General features: G+C 58.5%; 18 protein-coding genes and 1 pseudogene. 11 read left to right on the top strand and 8 right to left on the bottom strand.

Features of this window, described 5'->3' with window-relative positions; translation table 11 throughout:
* Positions 1 to 5: 5 nt before the first annotated feature.
* The 8 genes from gspL to QMG15_RS01600 are packed head-to-tail and all read left to right on the top strand — an operon-like array spanning position 6 to position 10180.
* Positions 6 to 1202 carry a type II secretion system protein GspL gene (gene gspL / locus QMG15_RS01635; protein WP_281789185.1) on the top strand — a complete coding sequence of 399 codons (1197 nt, stop codon included), beginning with the start codon at positions 6 to 8 and terminating at the stop codon, positions 1200 to 1202.
* A complete protein-coding gene (gene gspM / locus QMG15_RS01630) occupies positions 1199 to 1705 on the top strand; it encodes a type II secretion system protein GspM (protein ID WP_281789184.1) in 507 nt (168 codons plus the stop codon). The genes gspL and gspM overlap by 4 nt, the downstream gene beginning before the upstream one ends.
* A gap of 35 nt (positions 1706 to 1740) precedes the next feature.
* Entirely contained in the window at positions 1741 to 2556 is an 816-nt protein-coding gene (gspN, locus tag QMG15_RS01625) for a type II secretion system protein N (RefSeq protein ID WP_281789183.1), read from the top strand.
* A 7-nt stretch (positions 2557 to 2563) separates the two neighbouring features.
* Positions 2564 to 4768, top strand: coding sequence for a type II secretion system secretin GspD (gene gspD, locus QMG15_RS01620; RefSeq protein WP_281789182.1), 2205 nt, complete (start codon positions 2564 to 2566; stop codon positions 4766 to 4768).
* A 2-nt stretch (positions 4769 to 4770) separates the two neighbouring features.
* Positions 4771 to 6159: an ATPase, T2SS/T4P/T4SS family gene (locus tag QMG15_RS01615; RefSeq protein ID WP_281789181.1), complete on the top strand. Its 1389-nt coding sequence runs from the start codon at positions 4771 to 4773 to the stop codon at positions 6157 to 6159.
* Between the two features lie 40 nt (positions 6160 to 6199).
* Positions 6200 to 7414, top strand: coding sequence for a type II secretion system inner membrane protein GspF (gene gspF / locus QMG15_RS01610; protein ID WP_281789180.1), 1215 nt, complete (start codon positions 6200 to 6202; stop codon positions 7412 to 7414).
* Between the two features lie 3 nt (positions 7415 to 7417).
* Positions 7418 to 8326, top strand: coding sequence for a 5'-nucleotidase (locus tag QMG15_RS01605; protein WP_281789179.1), 909 nt, complete (start codon positions 7418 to 7420; stop codon positions 8324 to 8326).
* Positions 8327 to 8332: 6 nt separating this feature from the next.
* Entirely contained in the window at positions 8333 to 10180 is a 1848-nt protein-coding gene (locus tag QMG15_RS01600) for an ABC transporter ATP-binding protein/permease (RefSeq protein WP_281789178.1), read from the top strand.
* A 3-nt stretch (positions 10181 to 10183) separates the two neighbouring features.
* Here QMG15_RS01600 and queC read toward each other — a convergent pair whose 3' ends face one another.
* Both queC and QMG15_RS01590 read right to left on the bottom strand, forming a co-directional pair.
* Positions 10184 to 10897, bottom strand: coding sequence for a 7-cyano-7-deazaguanine synthase QueC (queC, locus tag QMG15_RS01595; protein ID WP_281790056.1), 714 nt, complete (start codon positions 10895 to 10897; stop codon positions 10184 to 10186).
* Positions 10898 to 10925: 28 nt separating this feature from the next.
* A complete protein-coding gene (locus QMG15_RS01590; protein ID WP_108359829.1) occupies positions 10926 to 11501 on the bottom strand; it encodes a TIGR00645 family protein in 576 nt (191 codons plus the stop codon).
* A gap of 57 nt (positions 11502 to 11558) precedes the next feature.
* Between QMG15_RS01590 and QMG15_RS01585 the strand changes: the two genes are divergently transcribed.
* Entirely contained in the window at positions 11559 to 12119 is a 561-nt protein-coding gene (locus tag QMG15_RS01585; RefSeq protein ID WP_281789177.1) for a YggT family protein, read from the top strand.
* Between the two features lies 1 nt (position 12120).
* The gene (locus tag QMG15_RS01580) at positions 12121 to 12684 is read left to right on the top strand and encodes a lipocalin family protein (RefSeq protein WP_281789176.1); all 564 of its coding nucleotides are present in this window, start codon (positions 12121 to 12123) and stop codon (positions 12682 to 12684) included.
* Between the two features lie 13 nt (positions 12685 to 12697).
* Here the strand turns inward: QMG15_RS01580 and QMG15_RS01575 are convergent, their stop codons facing one another.
* The 6 genes and pseudogenes from QMG15_RS01575 to glmS form a co-directional block, all read right to left on the bottom strand.
* On the bottom strand, positions 12698 to 13591 hold the full coding sequence (locus tag QMG15_RS01575) for a DMT family transporter (RefSeq protein ID WP_281789175.1): 894 nt from the start codon (positions 13589 to 13591) through the stop codon (positions 12698 to 12700).
* A 25-nt stretch (positions 13592 to 13616) separates the two neighbouring features.
* Positions 13617 to 13844 (bottom strand): HNH endonuclease signature motif containing protein, encoded by a 228-nt coding sequence (locus QMG15_RS01570; RefSeq protein ID WP_281789174.1) that lies wholly within the window; start codon positions 13842 to 13844, stop codon positions 13617 to 13619.
* Between the two features lie 10 nt (positions 13845 to 13854).
* Positions 13855 to 15132 (bottom strand): annotated as a pseudogene (locus tag QMG15_RS01565) (malic enzyme-like NAD(P)-binding protein); the annotation flags it as partial.
* 357 nt (positions 15133 to 15489) lie between these two features.
* Positions 15490 to 15861 carry a hypothetical protein gene (locus QMG15_RS01560; protein ID WP_281789173.1) on the bottom strand — a complete coding sequence of 124 codons (372 nt, stop codon included), beginning with the start codon at positions 15859 to 15861 and terminating at the stop codon, positions 15490 to 15492.
* A 28-nt stretch (positions 15862 to 15889) separates the two neighbouring features.
* Positions 15890 to 16261, bottom strand: a complete 372-nt coding sequence (locus tag QMG15_RS01555) for an SET domain-containing protein-lysine N-methyltransferase (RefSeq protein WP_281790055.1) — start codon at positions 16259 to 16261, stop codon at positions 15890 to 15892.
* A gap of 61 nt (positions 16262 to 16322) precedes the next feature.
* A complete protein-coding gene (gene glmS, locus QMG15_RS01550; RefSeq protein WP_281789172.1) occupies positions 16323 to 18215 on the bottom strand; it encodes a glutamine--fructose-6-phosphate transaminase (isomerizing) in 1893 nt (630 codons plus the stop codon).
* A 135-nt stretch (positions 18216 to 18350) separates the two neighbouring features.
* Between glmS and QMG15_RS01545 the strand changes: the two genes are divergently transcribed.
* Positions 18351 to 18842, top strand: a complete 492-nt coding sequence (locus tag QMG15_RS01545) for an Lrp/AsnC family transcriptional regulator (protein WP_281789171.1) — start codon at positions 18351 to 18353, stop codon at positions 18840 to 18842.
* Positions 18843 to 18888: the final 46 nt, after the last annotated feature.

Here is an 18888-nt window from a genome sequence, read left to right as displayed (position 1 = left end):
TTCTCATGTTGATCATCGCGCTCCCCCACTCTGCCAATGCCGCTGCGACGGGCTATGCCCACGTTCATTCGGACGGGCACAGCGTGTTGCGCAGCGCCACGGGTGCGGCGGCCACACTGTCGGCCCACGCGGGCGAAGTGGTGGCCGTGGTGCCGCACAGCCGGTTGGCTTGGTTGCGTGTGCAGCTGCCGCCAGCCAGTCACGGCCCACGCTTGGCAAGCGTGTTGCACGGCTTGCTAGAAGACCGGTTGCTCGACGACCCGCAACAGCTGCACATCGTGCTTGACCCCCAAGCCACTGGCGTGACCCGCACAGGTGGTGAAACCTTGGTCGCGGTGTGCGACAAACAATGGTTGCGCGACGCCCTCAACCCACTGCAAGCCGCAGGCCTGACCATTCAACGCATCGTGCCTGAGCTTTCACCCAGCGACACGCCCGTGCTGCACGTGATGGGTGAACCCGAAGCTTCGCAAAGCGTGCTGTGCCACGCCCGTGGCGTGACGCTGCTGCCCCCCAACACCGCCCAGTGGCGCGCCTTTGCCGAACTGAACCAAGACGACTTACAGATTCAAGCCGAACCCGCCATGGTGGCGCGCGTGCAAAGCACGCTGCAACGCCAACCCACGCTGCAAAGTGCGGCACAACGTTGGGTCCAATCCAGCCAATCGGCTTGGGACTTGGCACAAGGCGAATGGGCACAAGGCCGCGCACAACGTACGCAACGCCAACTGCAAGCCGCATGGCAAACCTTGCTGCACGCACCGGCATGGAAGCCCGTGCGCTGGGGCATGGTGGCCTTGGTCGCCCTGCAAGTGCTGGGGCTCAATGCCTTGGCTTGGCGCGAGCGCAGTGCCTTGGCGACACAACAAGCCTCGTTGCAACACATTTTGACAACCACCTTCCCGTCCGTGACCTTGGTCATCAACGCGCCACTGCAAATGCAACGCGAGGTGGATGTGCTGCAACAAAAATCTGGCGCTGCCTCCAGCACCGACTTCGAGCCCATGCTCGCAGTCTTGGCGGGCGTGCTGCCTGCAGGACAAACCCCTTCGCAAATTCATTTCGCCAACCACGCACTGCGCGTGCAAGGTGTGACGCTGGACAGCAACGCCTCTGGCGTAGCAAGCCTCAAAGCCCAAGGCCTGAGCCTGCGTCAAGACGGCAACGACACGTGGGTGTTGCAGGCGGAGGGCTCGAAATGACATTACGTGCCCGCTGGCAAGCCTTGAGCCCGCGCGAGCAGCGCGGCGTGTCGGTGCTCGGCGTTCTAGTCGGCGTGTTGTTGTTTTGGTCGATCGCCATCGCACCCGCGCTTAACACCTTGCGCGACAGTGACAACCGCCGTGCCCAAATTGGTCAACAACAAGACCACATGTTGGCCCTGCAAGCACAGGCCAAAGCCTTGCAAACACGCACCCCACTGTCGCGCGACGAGGCGTTGCGCACATTGCAAGGCCTCACACCGAATGCGCAAATACAACTGAACGTGCAGGGCGACCGTGTGGCCGTGCAGCTCAAAGCGGTGCCCGCACCCACGCTGGCCAACTGGTTGGCACAAGTGCGCAGCCAAGCACAGGCCTTGCCTGTAGAAGCGCACTTGACGCGCAGCAACACAACAGGCACAGCGCCCGCAGCCACCTCGTCTGTGGTGGCCTGGGATGGCAGCCTGGTGTTGCGTTTGCCCACGCGCGGCACAGCGCCTTAACGCCAACGCAGTTCAAACTCACCTAGCCCGTCAAGATGCAGCGCCTCAACCCAGCCCCCCACCCAAGCGCCAGCACTCGCTGGGCATGGACAGGCGCGGGCTTGGGTCTGGCGTTGGCCCTCATCACCCAAGCACCGGCCCATTGGCTGACGCAGACGATCGAGCAAGCCAGTGGCCAACGCGTGCTGCTGCAAGACCCGCAAGGCACAGTGTGGAACGGCTCAGCGCAATGGGTGCTCAACGAAGGCCCGCTGAACCTAGCCAACACCACCGCACTGCCCACACGCGTGACATGGCAGCTGGGCCCTCACCTCGACTTTGCCAACCTGCGCTTGGCGCTTAGCGCCACCGTGGCATCGGCCTGCTGCACCCCGCAGCCGGTGCGCGTGGATGTCTCCCCTCTGTGGCGTGGCGTGCGTGTGCAGGTCAGCGACCACACCTCTCACTGGCCAGCCAATTGGCTGGTGGGCTTGGGCGCACCGTGGAACACCGTGCAACCCGAAGGTCAACTGCAACTGCAAACCAACCACTTGCAATGGACCCAACAAGCTGGCCTTGGCCAACTGCAAGGCCAAGCCGAGCTGCAGCTGCAAAAGCTGGCAACACGCTTGTCCACCTTGCGCCCCTTGGGCAGCTACCGCTTGCGTGTGCAAGGCGGCGACGCCATAGCGCTCACACTCGACACGCTCGAAGGCAGCCTGCTGTTGCAAGGCACGGGCCAACTACACAAGGGGCACCTGCGCTTCACCGGTGAGGCCTCGGCCGCACCAGATGCCGAAGCCGCGCTCTCTAATTTATTGAACATCCTTGGCCAACGCCAAGGGAGCAAATCGATTTTGAAAATGGGTTAACACGCGTATGGCTAAACAACACACTTTCTTTCAACCCTCAGCCTTGGCTCTTGCCTTGGGTTTGGGCCTTGCCCCGGCTTTGATTGGGCTGTCGCTCACGCAAGCAGCGCCTCCCGCCAAAAAGACCACCGCACAGCAGCAGCCCATCACGCTCAATTTTGTGAACGCCGAAATCGAGTCGGTCGCACGCACACTGGCCACACTGTCCAACCGCAATTTGGTGGTGGACCCGCGCGTCAAAGGCACGATCAACCTCAGCACCGAACTGCCCGTGTCACCCAACGAAGCGTGGAGCCAGTTTTTGGCGGCTTTGCGTTTGCAAGGCTTTGCCATGGTGGAGACCAAGGGCCTCTACAAAATCGTCCCCGAGGCGGATGCCAAGCTGCAAGGCGGCAATGTGCAAGAAATCGACAAAGTGGGCGGGGGCACGGGCAACGGCCAAATCGTCACGCACATCTTCAAGCTCAACTTTGAGCAAGCCAACAACTTGGTGCCCGTGTTGCGCCCGCTCATCAGCCCCAACAACACCATCAACGTCAACCCCGGCAACAACGCCATCATCATCACCGACTACGCCGACAACTTGCAGCGCATGGCCCGCATCATTGCCACGCTGGATGTGTCGAACGCCAGTGACGTGGAAGTGATTCAACTCAAACACGCCATCGCTGTAGACCTTGCCCCTCTGGTGCTGCGCCTGGTGGAATCGGGTAGCGCGGTGCCTCAAACCGCTGCCGCATCCGGCCAATCAGGGGCTGAATACAAAACCACGCTGCTGGCCGAGCCCCGCAGCAACGCCCTCATCTTGCGCGCGGCCAACCCCACACGCGTGGCGCTGGTGAAGTCACTCATCGCCAAACTCGACCAACCCAGCGGCACCAACGCCAGCGGCAACATCCATGTGGTGTATTTGAAAAACGCCGACGCGACCAAACTGGCCACCACCTTGCGTGCTGCGGTCAGCGGCCAAGCCACAGGCGTGACAGGCACCACTGGCGCAACAGTCGGAACACCTGCTGCCAACCCTTTGTCAGCCACGTCTGCACAGGCAACATCGGGCAGCACGTTGGGTGGCCCCACCGCATCCGTGGGCTCTGCCACCGGCGGTCAAATCCAAGCGGACACGGCCACCAACTCGCTCATCATCACCGCGCCCGAACCCCAATACCGCCAACTGCGCGCCGTGATTGACATGCTCGACCAACGTCGCGCACAAGTGATGGTGGAGAGTTTGATTGCCGAAGTGAATGCCGACAAGGCAGCACAAATGGGCATTCAGTGGCAAACCGCCACGGGTCAATCGGGTGGCAATATTGGCATCATTGGCACCAACTTCAACAACCCCATCAGCACCACCATTGGACAAGGCAACATCATCGGCGCATCGGGTGGTGCAGCTGCGCTCAACGCACTAGGTGGCGGCTTGAACATTGGAACTGCCCGACAAATCAACGGCACCTATGTGCTTGGCAGTTTGGCGACGTTCTTGCAACAAAACGGCGATGGCAATGTGTTGTCCACGCCCACCTTGCTGACACTGGACAACGAAGAAGCCAAAATTGTCGTGGGCCAAAACGTGCCGTTCGTCACAGGCCAGTACACCAACAACAACACCACCAATGGCTCGGTCAATCCGTTCCAAACGGTCGAACGCAAAGACGTGGGTTTGACACTGAAGGTCAAGCCACAAATCAGCGAAACCGGCACCGTCAAGCTCACCATCTTCCAAGAAGTCTCGAGCGTGGTGGCCAACTCCGTCGGGTCGTCTACAGGCCTCATCACCAACAAGCGCAGCATTGAATCGAATGTGTTGGTCGATGACGGCTCCATCATCGTGTTGGGTGGTTTGTTGTCTGACGAATACTCGGGTGGCGCAAGTCAAGTGCCCTTGTTTGGTGACATCCCCGTGATTGGCTGGTTGTTCAAAAGCGAAAGCCGCACACGCACCAAGAAAAACCTGATGGTGTTCTTGCGCCCCGTCGTCATGCGCGATGCCGCGTCATCCGATGCGCTCAGCAACAACCGTTACCAACAAATGATGGGCTTGCAACAAAACGCACAGCCCGGCTTCAACCCCATCTTGGGTTCGGGCAATTCGCCGATGCTGCCGCCAGCCCCTGTGCCTAAACCCAAAGAAGAACCGAAGGCTTCTTCCGACAGCAAATCGGACGTACCGCAATCAGCTGTGCCAGCCGTAACGCCAGCCCAATAAACATGCGCCGCCCGCTGCCCTACGCCTTTGCCCGCACCCACCAGCTGTTGCTGGAGGACGATGGCCACACGCTCACGCTGTGGCACAGCGACGCACCCGACCTGAGCGCGTGGAGCGAAGTCACACGCCGTCACGCCGTGCAGTCGTTTGAATACACCGACAAAGCCACGCTGGCCAAACGCATCAGCGAGGCCTATGCCCAAGCCGACAGCAACGCCGCCGCCGTGGTGAGCGAAGTCGAGAGTGACGCCGACCTGACCCGCATGATGCAAGAGCTGCCCGCCGTGGAAGACTTGCTCGAAGCCGCCGACGACGCGCCCATCATCCGCATGCTCAACGCCTTGCTGACGCAAGCCGCACGCGATGGCGCGAGCGACATTCACATCGAACCGTACGAACGCCACAGCAGTGTGCGCTTTCGCGTAGACGGCACGCTGCGCGAAGTGGTACAACCCAACCGCGCTTTGCACGCAGCCCTCATTTCACGCTTAAAAATCATGGCCGAGTTGGACATCGCCGAAAAACGTTTGCCTCAAGATGGCCGCATTTCTTTGCGCCTCGGCCAACGCGCGATTGACGTGCGGGTGTCCACCTTGCCCAGCGCACACGGCGAACGCGCCGTGCTGCGTTTGCTCGACAAGACTGAAAGCAAGCTCACGTTGCAAGCCGTGGGCATGGAAGGCGACACGCTGCGCCGTTTTGAAGCCTTGGTGCACCAACCGCACGGCATCATCTTGGTCACCGGCCCCACGGGCTCGGGCAAAACCACCACGCTGTACGCCGCGCTGCAAGGACTAGACGCCACGCGCAACAACATCATGACGGTGGAAGATCCGATTGAATACGAGCTGGCGGGCGTGGGCCAAACGCAGGTGAACGCCAAGATTGATTTGGACTTCGCTAAAGCCCTGCGCGCCATCCTGCGCCAAGACCCAGACATCATCATGATTGGTGAGATTCGCGATTACGAAACTGCGCAAATCGCCATCCAAGCCTCGCTCACCGGCCACTTGGTGCTGGCCACGCTGCACACCAACGACGCCGCCAGCGCCGTGACGCGTTTGACCGACATGGGCGTGGAGCCCTTCTTGCTCAGCTCCTCGCTATTGGGCGTGTTGGCCCAGCGCCTGTTGCGCAAAACCTGTACACACTGCGCGGGCAAGGGCTGTGATGTCTGCGGCCACAGCGGCTACCAAGGCCGCACCGGTATTTTTGAATTGCTCACCACCAACGACGACATCCGCGCCCTCATCCACAACCAAGCCAGCGAAGCGCAACTGCGCGACGCCGCTTTCCGCAACGGCATGACGCTGATGCGTGACGACGGCGAACGCTTGGTGCGCCACGGTATTTCCACCCGCGAAGAACTGATTCGCGTCACCCGCGACTAAGTCCCTGCGACTAAACCTCTGCGACCAAGCCCGATCCACCATGCCCGCCTATTCGTTTGAAGCCCTAGATGCCCAAGGCCAAACGCGCCGTGGCGTGTTGGAGGCCGACACCGCACGCACGGCACGCAGCCAATTGCGTGCGCAAGACTTGGTGCCACTCAAGGTGGAGCCCGTGCAGCGCACCAGCAGCGGTTTGAACACGGTGATTTGGGAAAGCAAGATTTTCAGCAGCACAGCGCTGGCCGTATGGACGCGCCAGCTCTCGGGCTTGGTGAATGCGGGCTTGCCACTCGAGCGTGCTTTGGCAGCCCTCAGCGATGAAGCCGAAACACCCCGCCAGCGCGACTTGGTCTCTGCCCTGCGCACCGAGGTGAATGCAGGCGCACCGTTTGCCAAAGCGCTCAGCCAACACCCGCGTGAGTTCAGCGCCATCTTCACTGCCGTGATTGGCGCGGGCGAACAAAGCGGCCATTTGGGTTTGGTACTCGAACGCTTGGCCGACGATTTGCAAGAGCAACAAAACTTGCGCGGCAAGTTGTTGGCCGCTGGCCTGTACCCCGCCATCGTGTGCGTGGTGGCTTTGGTCATCGTGCTGTTTTTGCTGGCCTATGTGGTGCCCCAAGTGGCGCAGGTATTTGGCAGCAACCAGCAGCAACTGCCCGCGCTCACCAGCTTCATGTTGGCCTTGAGCAGCTTTGTGCAGAATTTTTGGTTGTGGGGCTTGTTGCTGGTCGCAACCTTCACCGCAGGTGGGCACATCGCCTTGAAACAAGCCGATGTGCGTTTGCGTTTTGATGCGGCGTGGTTGCAACTGCCTTTAATTGGTCGCTTGGCCCGTGGCTACAACGCCGCACGTTTTGCCAGTACCTTGGCCATGCTCGCCACCGCAGGCGTGCCGATTTTGAAGGCCTTGCAAGCGGCAGCAGACACGCTGAGCAACACGGCCCTCAAACGCGACGCACAAGACGCACTGGTGCTGGTGCGCGAAGGCGCACCGCTTGCTTCGGCCTTGGCCCAGCACGCACGATTTCCGCGTTTGCTGGTGATGTTCTCGCGCTTGGGCGAACAAACCGGCACACTGCCCACCATGCTGCAACGCGCTGCTGCGCAACTGAGCGAAGAGGTGCAACGCCGCGCTTTGCAACTGGCGACGATTCTGGAACCCTTGCTCATCGTGGCAATGGGCGCGATGGTGATGCTGATTGTTTTAGCGGTCATGCTGCCCATCATTCAACTCAATCAATGGGTGAGGTAATTCATGGGTGTTTCTTTAGACGGTAAGTTAGTCGTCGCCATCTCTTCAAGAGCGTTGTTCGACTTCGAAGAAGAAAACCAAGTCTTCGAACAAGGCGACGACCGCGCCTACATGAACCTGCAGCTTGACCGCCTCGAAACCCCCGCCAAACCCGGCGTCGCGTTTTCGTTGGTGCAAAAGCTGTTGGCCTTCAACACGTCTGAGGCACAACGCGTGGAAGTGGTCATCCTCTCGCGCAACGACCCTGTCAGCGGCATGCGCGTGTTCCGCTCGGCGCAGCACTACGGCTTGCCGATTCAACGCGGCAGCTTCACACGCGGGCAATCGCCTTGGCGCTATTTGCGTCCGCTCAACGCCAACTTGTTTTTGTCCACGCATTTGTCTGACGTGCGCTCAGCCCTCGACGCAGGCGTGCCTGCCGCGCAGGTGTACCCGCACTCGGCTCACGCGTCAGAGGCCAACCCACACGAAGTGCGCATCGCCTTTGACGGTGATGCCGTGCTGTTCAGCGACGAAGCCGAGCGCGTGTTTCAAGCCCAAGGCTTAGATGCGTTTCAGCAGCACGAACAAACCAATGCCGCGCACCCCTTGCCCGCTGGCCCTTTCAAACCCTTGCTGGCCGCCCTGCAAGTGCTGCAGCAAGCGGGCACGCCGCACATGCGCATCCGCACCGCGCTGGTCACCGCGCGCAGCGCACCCGCGCACGAGCGCGCCATTCGCACGCTGATGAACTGGAACATTGAGGTGGACGAAGCCATGTTCTTGGGCGGCCTTGAAAAAGGCGAGTTCTTGCGCGAGTTTGAACCCGACTTTTTCTTTGACGACCAAACCGGCCACATCGAGTCAGCCGCCCGTCACGTGCCCGCAGGCCATGTGGCCAGTGGCGTGCGCAACAGCAACACCGAAGTTTGAAAACACATGAACGCATTTAGAAGCGTCGCCAACAACGTGGCGACGAATTGGCAAAAAAGCCGCTTACAGCTCAGCCGAGTTTGGGCTTTGTCACTGCCGTATTTCAAGTCGGAAGAAAAGTGGCGCGCCCGCTTGCTGCTGGCCGCCTGCGTGGGCTTGAACCTGGGCATGGTTTACATGATGGTCTTGCTCAACGACTGGAACCGCGTGTTCTACGACGCGCTGCAAAACCGCAATGCCGAGGTGTTTTGGAAGCAGCTCGGCGTGTTTGCCATGCTGGCCACGTGCTTCATCATCGTGGCGGTGTACCGCTTCTACCTCACGCAGTTACTCGAAATGCGTTGGCGCGCGTGGATGACACGCGACTACCTGCAACGTTGGCTCAAAGGCCATGTGTTCTACCAACTCGAACTGCAAAGCAAGAACGGCACAGACAACCCCGACCAACGGATTCAAGAGGACGTGCAGCAATTCACGGCTGACACGGTGGGCTTGTCGCTCGGTTTGCTCGACGCCACGGTCACGCTGCTGAGCTTTGTGGGCATCTTGTGGGGTCTTTCTGGCGGCTTTAGTTTTGAGGTGAGGGGCGAGACCTATAACCTGCCCGGCTTCATGGTGTGGATGGCGTTGGCTTATGCGCTGGCAGGCAGCTTGATAGGCCACTGGATTGGCCGCTCGATGGCATCGCTCAACTTTGCACAGCAACGTTTGGAAGCAGACTTTCGTCACCACCTGATGCGCGTGCGCGAGTACAGCGAGGCCATTGCGCTCGACCGTGGTGGCCGTGTGGAACGCCTGTCGCTGCAAGAGCGCTTCGCCCAAGTGCTGGACAACTTCATGCGCTTGTTGCGCGTGCAAAAGCGCTACACCTGGTTCAACTCGGGCTACGGCCAAGCGGCGGTGGTGTTCCCCATGTTGGTGGCCTCGCCGCGCTATTTCAGCGGCGCCATTCAGCTGGGTGAGTTGATGCAAATCTCTTCTGCGTTTGGCCAAGTGCAAGAGTCGCTCAGTTGGTTCATCAGCAACTACAGCCGCTTGGCATCATGGCAAGCCACCACCCTGCGTTTGACGAGTTTTCAAGACCAAATGCTGGCCATCCAGGTAGACGAGGTGGCAGAACCAGAAGCCGCACCGCTGTCGTTCACGGGTGCAACCGCCGTCACGCACACAGGCATCAACGCCTTGCACACCACCCCGCTCACTATTTCTTTACCCAATGGCGACGTGTTGTTGGCCGACACCTCGCTCAACGCAGCAGCAGGCGACACGGTGTTGATTCGCGGCCCATCGGGCTGTGGCAAGTCCACACTGCTGCGCGTGTTGGCTGGCATTTGGCCCTATGTCAGCTCGCCCACACATGACCGTCACGGCGAGCCGATCACCTATGGCCCCGTGGTGTTGCCCCAAGGCAGCGTATTCATGCCGCAACGCCCCTACTTCCCTGAAGGCACCTTGCGCCAAGCACTGGCCTATCCCGATATCGCCGAGCACTACACCGACGAAGCCTTGAAGAACGCCCTGTACGACGCCCTGCTGCCGCACTTGGCAGATGAGCTGGACGTGGCAGGCCACTGGACACAGCAGCTCTCAGGTGGCGAACAACAACGCTTGGCCTTGGCCCGTGTGCTGCTGAAGCGCCCACGCTGGGTGTTTGCCGACGAAGCCACCAGCGCCTTGGATGAAGCCGGTGAAAAAATGCTGTACGAAAAACTGCTCACCATGGTGCGCGAAGAAGGTGGCGGCTTGGTGTCTATCGCTCACCGCCCAAGCGTGGCCACGTATCACGACACGGTGTGGCAGTTTGTGCCCGCACCGGAAGGCAGCACAGCCAAGTTTGTGCTGGCCACGCCATAAAAATCACGCCTTCCAGCGCTCCCAGCCCTTGGCGCGCAGATCGCACGCAGGGCAGGTGCCGCAACCGTAGCCCCAATCGTGGCGGTGTGTGCGGTCGCCCATGTAGCAGGTGTGCGTGTGCTCCACGATGAGGTCAACCAACTGATCACCGCCATTGGCGTGTGCTTTTTGGCCCAGGTCATAGGCCAGCTGCCAGGTCTGTGCTTTGTCAATCCACATCAACGGTGTTTCGATCAACAAGCGGCGGTCCATGCCGAGTGACAAGGCAATTTGCATGGCCTTCATGGTGTCGTCACGGCAGTCGGGATAGCCGGAGAAATCGGTCTCGCACACACCGGTGACGATGACATCCAAATCACGGCGATAGGCCAATGCAGCCGCGAGCGTGAGGAACAGCAGGTTGCGGCCCGGCACAAAGGTGTTGGGCAAGCCAGACGCTTCCATCTTGAACGCCATGTCGCGTGTGAGCGAGGTTTCGCTCACCTGGCCCAATACGCCCAGGTCGAGCAAATGGTCTTCACCCAGCTTGTTCGCCCACTGAGGAAACTGCGCACGCACTTGGGCCAGCACTTGCAGTCGCGCTTCTAGCTCGACCAAATGGCGTTGGCGATAGTCAAACGCCAAGGTCTCCACCCGCTCGTATTGCGCCAGCGCATGAGCCAAGCAAGTGGTGGAGTCTTGACCGCCCGAGAACAAAACCAATGCGTTGCGGTGAATGGGGTGACGTGTTTGCATGGGCTTAGGTTCAGTGTGAAGGTGCTTGGGCGTGTGAAATTTTGTCGGTCAACGCAATGGCCAAAGCACTGAGCAAGAATGTGATGTGGATGATGGTTTGCCACATCAACACCTTCTCGTCGTAGTTGGCCGCATTGATGAAGGTCTTGAGCAAGTGGATGGATGAAATGCCAATGATGGCCATACCCAGCTTGACCTTCAAAATCGACGCGTTCACGTGACTGAGCCACTCAGGTTGATCGGGGTGATTTTCAAGGTACATGCGCGAGACAAAGGTTTCGTAGCCCCCCACAATGACCATGATGAGCAAGTTGGAGATCATCACCACATCGATCAAACCCAAAACCACCAGCATGGTGATGGACTCGCTCAGGTGCGTGACCGTCATGCCGTTCTTGTAACCAATGCTGGTCACCAAGGCATCCAGCGCGGCTTGGCTGCCAAACGCGGCTTCGATCAAATGCACCAGTTCCACCCAGAAATGGAACACATACACCGCTTGCGCAGCGATGAGGCCCAAATACAGAGGCAGCTGCAGCCAGCGGCTGGCAAAAATAAATCGGGGCAAGGCAGGGGTTTGCTTCATACTGAACAATCTCTCATTAAGGTTCAAATTTTGCCTGAGCCCACATAAACTCAAACCATGTTGTTACAAATTTTCTCTTTGATTCTGCACTTCGCCGTTGGCTTGGTGGCTGGCACGTGTCTGCTGCGCATGTACATGCATTTGCAGCGCATCAATTTGTCGTCCAGCGGCGGCAACCCATTGGCACCATTTGTGTTCACCATCACCAACTGGATCGTGCTGCCTGTGCGTCGCTTTGTGCCGGCCCTTGGCCGCTTAGACACGGCCAGCTTGGTCGCGGCCTATGCCGTGTTGCTGGCCAAGCACTCGCTGTTGTGGATCGTGGCAGGCGCGACCGCCCATTGGCTGACCTTGGTGACCCATGCGGGCTTTGAACTGCTCAGCGTCATTCTGTCTAGCCTGATGTGGATGGTCATTGGCTATGCGCTGATGTCATGGTTCAGCGCCGCCTCGGATGTGCGCTATTTCTTGGCCCAGTTGGTCGAGCCCCTGCTGCGCCCCATGCGTCGCATCCTGCCGCAAATGGGCGGCGTGGACTTGTCGCCCATCGCACTGATGCTGGTGATTCAAATCGCTGAGATCGTGCTGCACACCCTACAAGCGCAAGTCGTTTTCTAAGATGCTCCAATTTCGCTGGCTCGCTTTGTGTTTGTCATGTGTCGCACTCCACGCGGCGGCGCAATTGCAAGCCCCCTCGCCTGCGGCCTTGCCTCCCGTCACCACCATTGCCGCATTGGATGTGCCGCGTTACATGGGCACGTGGTACGAGATTGCCAAATTTCCCAACCGTTTTCAGCGCAAGTGCCTGGCCAACACGCGCGCGCACTATCTGGCGCAAACCGATGGCTCGGTGCAAGTGCTCAACAGCTGCACCACAGCAGATGGCAACACCATCGACGCATTGGGCTTGGCCAAACAAGTGGGTCCAGCCACGTCGCCCAAACTGCAAGTGCGTTTTGCCCCCGCATGGCTGAGCTGGTTGCCACAGGTGTGGGGTGACTATTGGGTGATTGACCTGGATGCCGAGTACCAACTGGCCGCTGTGAGCGATGCCAAACGCGAGTATCTGTGGGTGCTATCGCGCACGCCGCGCGTCCCTGCAAAGACCTATGACGGGCTGATCGAACGTTTGAAAGCGCAAGGCTTCGATGTGCAACAACTCGAGCTCACGCAACAGCCCTGAAGCGCCAGGATCTTCAAGACTGCGTTTTTTGGCGCAGCTCATAGACGGTCAGCAAACCGCCCGCGGTGCCACAAAGTGCAATCAAGCCAATGCCCATCATGGACAGATGATCGGGCACATGGTCAAACACCCACCAACCGCCCAGCATCGCAAAACCAATTTGCGCATACATGTACGGCATCAAAGTGCCTGCGGGTGAGCGTTCAAACGCCATGATGAGCAAGAAATGTCCCACGCACCCGGCAACGCCCATGAGCACCAACTCCAGCAACACCCGCGTGTCGCTGATGGGCACCCAAAACCAAAACAGCGGCACAGAGGTGAGTGCGGTACCCACCCATGTGGTGTAGAACTGCGTGGTCATGGCGTCTTCGGTGCGCGTCATCTTGCTGGTGAGCAACTGAAACGCCGCGTTCACGATGACCAAGGCCAGCGGAATGAGCAGCGGCCAACCAAACACATCGGTGCCAGGGCGCACGATGATGAGCGTGCCAACAAAGCCGCCACACACCAGCCACACACGTTGCGCCGACACATGCTCACCCAACAGGCGTGCCGCCAACAAGGTGACCAGCAAAGGCACGGTCATCACAATCGCGGTGAATTCGCCCACGGGCAAAAACCGCAAGCTCGAAAAAGCCAAACCCGTCACCACGGTCAACAACACACCGCGTGTGAGCTGCTGGCGTGGGTTGTTGGTTTTGAGTACGTCTAAGCCTTTGAGGGGCAACACCACCGCCGTGGTGAGCACGGCTTGGAAGAAGTAACGCGCCCAAATCGCCATCATCACAGGCACAACCGTGGTCACGCGCTTGGTGGTGGTGTCCAAAATGGCGAAGCACGCCATGGCAATAAGCAACAAACTGATGCCCAAAAGCGCGGGGTGTGATTTTCGATGAGACGTCATGCGGATGCCTCGAATGTAGCAAGAATTAAGCTTTGGCCTTGGCTTTGATGTGACGCTGGTTGTTGCAGCGGTCATGGCTGATGGCCAAATTTTCTTGGTGGCTGTTGCCGCCTTCGCTGAGTGGCTGAATGTGCTCTAGCGTGGCGTCGGCATGCGCCACGTGCTCCCCGCAGACCCAACACGGCACCACGCCATGCAATTGGCGCGCTACCGTTTTATAGATCTTGTCGCGGGTGAGCTTGAGCCGACTCAAGGCTTTACTTGATCCAAGCAGCCAAAGTTTTGGCGTACGCGTCAAAGTCTTTGATGGGGCGTTTGGCCACACCCGAGGCTTCAGCGGCACGTGCCACGGCAGGCGCGATGCGCTGGATGAGGCGTGTGTCGAATGGCTTAGGAATGATGTTGTCCACGCCAAACGTCAAATCCAAACCGGGATAAGCGGCTTGCACTTCGGCGGTCACTTCCAACTTGGCCAAGTCTGCGATTTCGCGCACACAAGCAATCTTCATCGCTTCGGTGATTTTGGTCGCGCCGCAATCCAAGGCACCACGGAAGATGTATGGGAAGCACAACACGTTGTTCACTTGGTTGGGGTAGTCAGAGCGACCTGTGGCAATGATGCAATCAGGGCGCACGGCTTTGGCCAACTCAGGGCGAATTTCTGGCTCGGGGTTGGCCAAGGCCAAGATGAGTGGCTTGTCGGCCATGGTTTTGACCATGTCTTGCGTCAACACGCCGGGGGCTGAGCAGCCCAAGAACACATCGGCACCGTTGACCGCATCGGCCAAGGTACGTGCATCTGTTTTTTGTGCAAAGCGGGCTTTGGATTCGTCGTAGCCACCGGGGCGGCCTTCATAAATCACGCCTTTGGAATCACACACAAAAATGTTCTCGGCCTTCACGCCCAAGCCCACAAACACGCCCAAACAAGCCAAGGCCGCTGCGCCTGCGCCAGACACCGCCACTTTGATTTGGGTGATGTCTTTGCCAGCCAACTCCAAGCCGTTCAACATGGCTGCCGCCGAGATGATGGCGGTGCCGTGTTGGTCGTCGTGAAACACGGGAATGCTCATGCGTTCGCTGAGCTTTTTCTCAATGTAGAAACACTCGGGGGCTTTGATGTCTTCGAGGTTGATGCCACCAAAGGTGGGCTCCATGGCCGCGATGATATCCACCAGTTTGTCAGCGTCGTGTTCGTCGAGTTCGATGTCAAACACGTCAATGCCTGAGAACTTTTTGAACAAGCAACCCTTGCCTTCCATCACGGGCTTACCGGCCAACGCGCCGATGTCACCCAAGCCCAATACGGCGGTGCCGTTGGTGATGACGCCCACCAAGTTGCCACGGCTGGTGTACTCATAAGAGAGCTGCGGGTCTTTTTCAATCTCCAAACAAGGGTACGCAACGCCAGGTGAATAGGCCAAGCTCAGGTCGTGCTGGTTGTCCAGCGGGTGAGTGGGCTCCACGCGAATCTTGCCCTTGGTGGGCGAGCGGTGGTAGTCAAGTGCGGCTGTGCGTAATTCTTGTTCTGCTGGGGTCATGAAGGAAAGCTCCGAATTATTTTAAAAATGGTGGCTATCCTACCCACTCTTTGTGCTTAAGCGACTGCATCGTGCTGCAGCATTGCCATCATTGATCTAATTCAATCAGGGTGTTGATGAGCTCATTCATTTGCCCCTCCAACTTGCGCACATGATGTTCATCCAAATGACTCTTGCTGTGCAGCAGTGCAATGTTTGCAGTCTCTAGCTGCGAGTACAACAATTTAATTGTGTTTAAAAGTTGGGTTTTTTGCTCACTCATTGCATTGGCCTCAATGAAAAGTTTTACGGATTTTCTAGCTAAGTCAGGTTAGATCCAATACGCTGGTTGGCGTACCCCTCCCATAACGCAAGCCTTCAGTTCAGTGCATTCAACAAATCCTGCGTGTCTCGAATGATTGGCTGCGCCAGCTGCAACAACAAATGACCATCCACCGCCTGTTGAGCCCACCGGTTGGAAGCCTCAAGCACGGGGTGCGTGTGCAAATAGTCAGGCACCTCAAAGCTTGGCGACTGTTGCTTGAACGCCAGCAACATGCTGAGATACCCCGAAAAATACAAGCTAAACATCAACGCATTGGCCGCTTCTTGCGTAATCTCACGGCGTCCCACCAACTGCAAGAACAACGCCTTGGCGGTTTCTATCGTCGGCAGTTCACCGGCACTCAGTTGAAACTCTTCATCCAAGGTCTTGCATGCCTTGTTCCATTGCGCTAGTGCGTCTGTCATCTGGTCAGTCATTTCAGTTCAATCGTATTCAAGCCAACATTGTGCCTTTGCACCTCTTGGCCCCACAGCGGCAGGTGTATTTGGCTTTGAGCGCGTCGGTCATGGGCTCATCGCTCACCAGCCCATAGTTGAACGTCAGCTCTTCGCCTCGCCACACTTGGCGACGCGTTTTGATGAAAATACGGCCTTTGATTTCTACGGGTTCGCAATTGGGGCGACACGAATGGTTGATCCAACGCGACGCATTGCCGCCGTACAAGCCGTCAATCACTCTCGCATCGTCGATGTGAAAGTAAAACGTGTGCTCGGGATTACTAGGGTCATGCGGATGGCGACGCTGCGCTTCAGCCATGGAAATAATTTCACCCACATACTCAATGACCGTTTCGCCCGCAGCCATCCCGCACAGGGCGAACACGCCTTTGCCGTGGACGCGAGATGAGAGGACTTCTATTCGAGGGTCACTCAACAGTTACGCTCTTAGCTAAATTTCGAGGTTTATCAACATCCGTACCCCGCGCACACGCCGTGTGATAGCTCAACAACTGCAACGGCACCACGTGCAAGATGGGCGAGAGCACGCCATAGTGCTCGGGCATGCGGATGACGTTCACGCCTTCGCTGCTTTCAATCTTGGTGTCGCCATCGGCCAGCACGTACAGCACGCCGCCACGGGCGCGCACTTCTTGCATGTTGCTCTTGAGCTTCTCTAGCAGCGTGTCGTTAGGGGCCACTGTCACCACGGGCATGGCGCTGGTGACCAAGGCCAAGGGGCCGTGCTTCAACTCGCCAGCGGCATAGGCCTCGGCGTGGATGTAGGTGATTTCTTTGAGCTTCAACGCGCCTTCCAGCGCGATGGGGTAATGCGTGCCACGGCCCAAGAACAAGGCGTTTTCTTTGCTGGCGAATTCTTGTGACCATGCGATGAGCTGAGGCTCCAGCGCCAGCACGGCTTGCAGTGCAGCGGGCAAGTGGCGCATGTCTTTGATGTGCTTGGCTTCTTCTTCGTCGCTCAAACGGCCTTTGGTTTGCGCCAAGGCCAAGGTGAGCAAGAACAAACCTGCCAGCTGCGTGGTGAAGGCTTTGGTCGATGCCACGCCAATCTCTGCGCCTGCGCGGGTGACGTAGGCCAACTTGCACTCGCGCACCATGGCGCTGGTGGACACGTTGCAAATGGTGAGAGTTTTGTCCATGCCCAAACCTTGCGCGTGGCGCAGCGCGGCCAAGGTGTCAGCCGTCTCGCCCGACTGGCTGATGGTGACCACCAAGCTGTTGGGATTGGGCACGGATTCGCGGTAGCGGTACTCGCTGGCAATTTCCACTTGGCAAGGAATTTTGGCAATCGCCTCAATCCAATATTTGGCTACGCAGCCGCTGTAATAGCTGGTGCCGCAGGCGAGGATGAGCACGTTGTCGATGGCTTTGAACACCGAGTACGCGCCGTCGCCAAACAACTCGGGCGTGATGCCCTCAATGCCTTCGAGCGTGTCGGCAATGGCGCGCGGCTGCTCGAAGATTTCTTTTTGCATGTAGTGGCGGTAAGGCCCCAACTCGGCTGCGCCGCTGTGCGCTTGCACGGTTTTGACTTCGCGTGTGACGGCTTTGTGGTGGCGGTCTTGCACCCAGTATTTGCCGATTTGAATGTCCACCACGTCGCCCTCTTCAAGGTACACGATTTGATCGGTCACCCCGGCCAAAGCCATGGCATCGCTGGCTAAGAAAGTTTCGCTGTGCTCTTTGCCCACGCCCAAAATGAGTGGCGAGCCAGCGCGTGCGCCAATGACGCGGTGCGGTTCGTCTTTGTGAAACACGGCAATCGCGTATGCGCCGTGCAACTGCACGATGGCGGCTTTGACCGCTTCAAACAGATCGCCGTTGTAGAGGCTGTCCACCAAGTGGGCAATGACCTCGGTGTCGGTTTGGCTCAAAAACTCGTAGCCCTTGGCTTGCAATGCAGCGCGCAGCTCGTCGTGGTTTTCGATGATGCCGTTGTGCACCAAGGCCACGCGGCCCACTTTGTTTGGCACATCGGCTGTGTACACACCCGCGCCAGCACCCGTGCCATGGCTGAAGTGCGGATGCGCGTTGTGCACCGCAGGCGCACCGTGCGTGGCCCAGCGTGTGTGCGCAATGCCAATGCCGCCTTCGATGTGGTCGGCCTTGACTTGATCCATCAGCTCAGACACGCGTGCCGTGCTGCGCGCACGCTGCAAGCCGCCCTGTTTGGCTCCCAAACTGGCCGAATGCACCGCCACGCCGCAAGAGTCATAGCCACGGTATTCCAGTCGCTGCAAACCTTGCACGAGGATGGGAACGATGTTGCGGGTAGAAACGGCGCCGACGATGCCACACATAAAGAGCACTCCTAAATTGGGTTGCCCGAATCGTAGGCGCCCTCAAAAGAAATTTCTTCTGTATTTTTTTAATTATTTGAACGAAAATTCCATCAATTACTTAATTTGGAATTTAATTTCAATTAAATCAAATTTATGAAACAAGAATTTCTAGACGAAACCGATTTGAAGCTGCTCGACGCCTTGCAGCGCGACGCCACGCTCAGCAATGTGGCCTTGGCCGAACGCTTCAAAATCTCGCCGCCCACCTGCCTGCGCCGCGTCAAACGGTTGACCGATGAGGGCTGGATTGAGCGCCAAGTGGCCGTGCTTAACGCCGACAAATTGGGCGCAGCCTTGGGCCACGGCCTGACCTCTTTGGTGGAAGTCACGCTAGACGCACAAGGTGCTGAGCATTTGGACGCGTTTGAGCAACGCGCCGTGGCAGACGACGCCGTGCAGCAATGTTGGCGCGTGTCGCCCGGGCCAGACTTTGTGCTGGTGGTGCAAGCCGCGGACATGCCCGACTACCTCGCCATCACGCAGCGCCTGTTGACGCAAGATGCGAACGTGCGCAACGTGAAAGCGTTTTTTGCGACCAAACGGGCGAAGTTCACCAGCACTTGGCCTGTGCTGCGCAAACCTTAAAACGCCACGCGCCCGTGTCACGAATGGCAAGCAAAACTGCGAGCCA

This window comes from Limnohabitans sp. INBF002 (assembly GCF_027924905.1).
Taxonomy (GTDB): domain Bacteria; phylum Pseudomonadota; class Gammaproteobacteria; order Burkholderiales; family Burkholderiaceae_C; genus Limnohabitans.
This window is presented reverse-complemented; position numbering and strand designations above follow the sequence as displayed.

Bases quoted from the DNA above. Each gene is read 5' to 3' on its own strand.
- glmS (WP_281789172.1), bottom strand. From the start codon at position 18,215: ATGTGTGGCATCGTCGGCGCCGTTTCTACCCGCAACATCGTTCCCATC.
- QMG15_RS01560 (WP_281789173.1), bottom strand. From the start codon at position 15,861: ATGACAGACGCACTAGCGCAATGGAACAAGGCATGCAAGACCTTGGAT.
- QMG15_RS01545 (WP_281789171.1), top strand. From the start codon at position 18,351: ATGAAACAAGAATTTCTAGACGAAACCGATTTGAAGCTGCTCGACGCC.
- gspF (WP_281789180.1), top strand. From the start codon at position 6,200: ATGCCCGCCTATTCGTTTGAAGCCCTAGATGCCCAAGGCCAAACGCGC.
- QMG15_RS01615 (WP_281789181.1), top strand. From the start codon at position 4,771: ATGCGCCGCCCGCTGCCCTACGCCTTTGCCCGCACCCACCAGCTGTTG.
- gspD (WP_281789182.1), top strand. From the start codon at position 2,564: ATGGCTAAACAACACACTTTCTTTCAACCCTCAGCCTTGGCTCTTGCC.
- QMG15_RS01600 (WP_281789178.1), top strand. From the start codon at position 8,333: ATGAACGCATTTAGAAGCGTCGCCAACAACGTGGCGACGAATTGGCAA.
- gspL (WP_281789185.1), top strand. From the start codon at position 6: ATGTTGATCATCGCGCTCCCCCACTCTGCCAATGCCGCTGCGACGGGC.
- QMG15_RS01605 (WP_281789179.1), top strand. From the start codon at position 7,418: ATGGGTGTTTCTTTAGACGGTAAGTTAGTCGTCGCCATCTCTTCAAGA.
- QMG15_RS01575 (WP_281789175.1), bottom strand. From the start codon at position 13,591: ATGACGTCTCATCGAAAATCACACCCCGCGCTTTTGGGCATCAGTTTG.
- QMG15_RS01590 (WP_108359829.1), bottom strand. From the start codon at position 11,501: ATGAAGCAAACCCCTGCCTTGCCCCGATTTATTTTTGCCAGCCGCTGG.
- gspN (WP_281789183.1), top strand. From the start codon at position 1,741: ATGCAGCGCCTCAACCCAGCCCCCCACCCAAGCGCCAGCACTCGCTGG.
- gspM (WP_281789184.1), top strand. From the start codon at position 1,199: ATGACATTACGTGCCCGCTGGCAAGCCTTGAGCCCGCGCGAGCAGCGC.
- QMG15_RS01585 (WP_281789177.1), top strand. From the start codon at position 11,559: ATGTTGTTACAAATTTTCTCTTTGATTCTGCACTTCGCCGTTGGCTTG.
- QMG15_RS01555 (WP_281790055.1), bottom strand. From the start codon at position 16,261: ATGGCTGCGGGCGAAACGGTCATTGAGTATGTGGGTGAAATTATTTCC.
- QMG15_RS01580 (WP_281789176.1), top strand. From the start codon at position 12,121: ATGCTCCAATTTCGCTGGCTCGCTTTGTGTTTGTCATGTGTCGCACTC.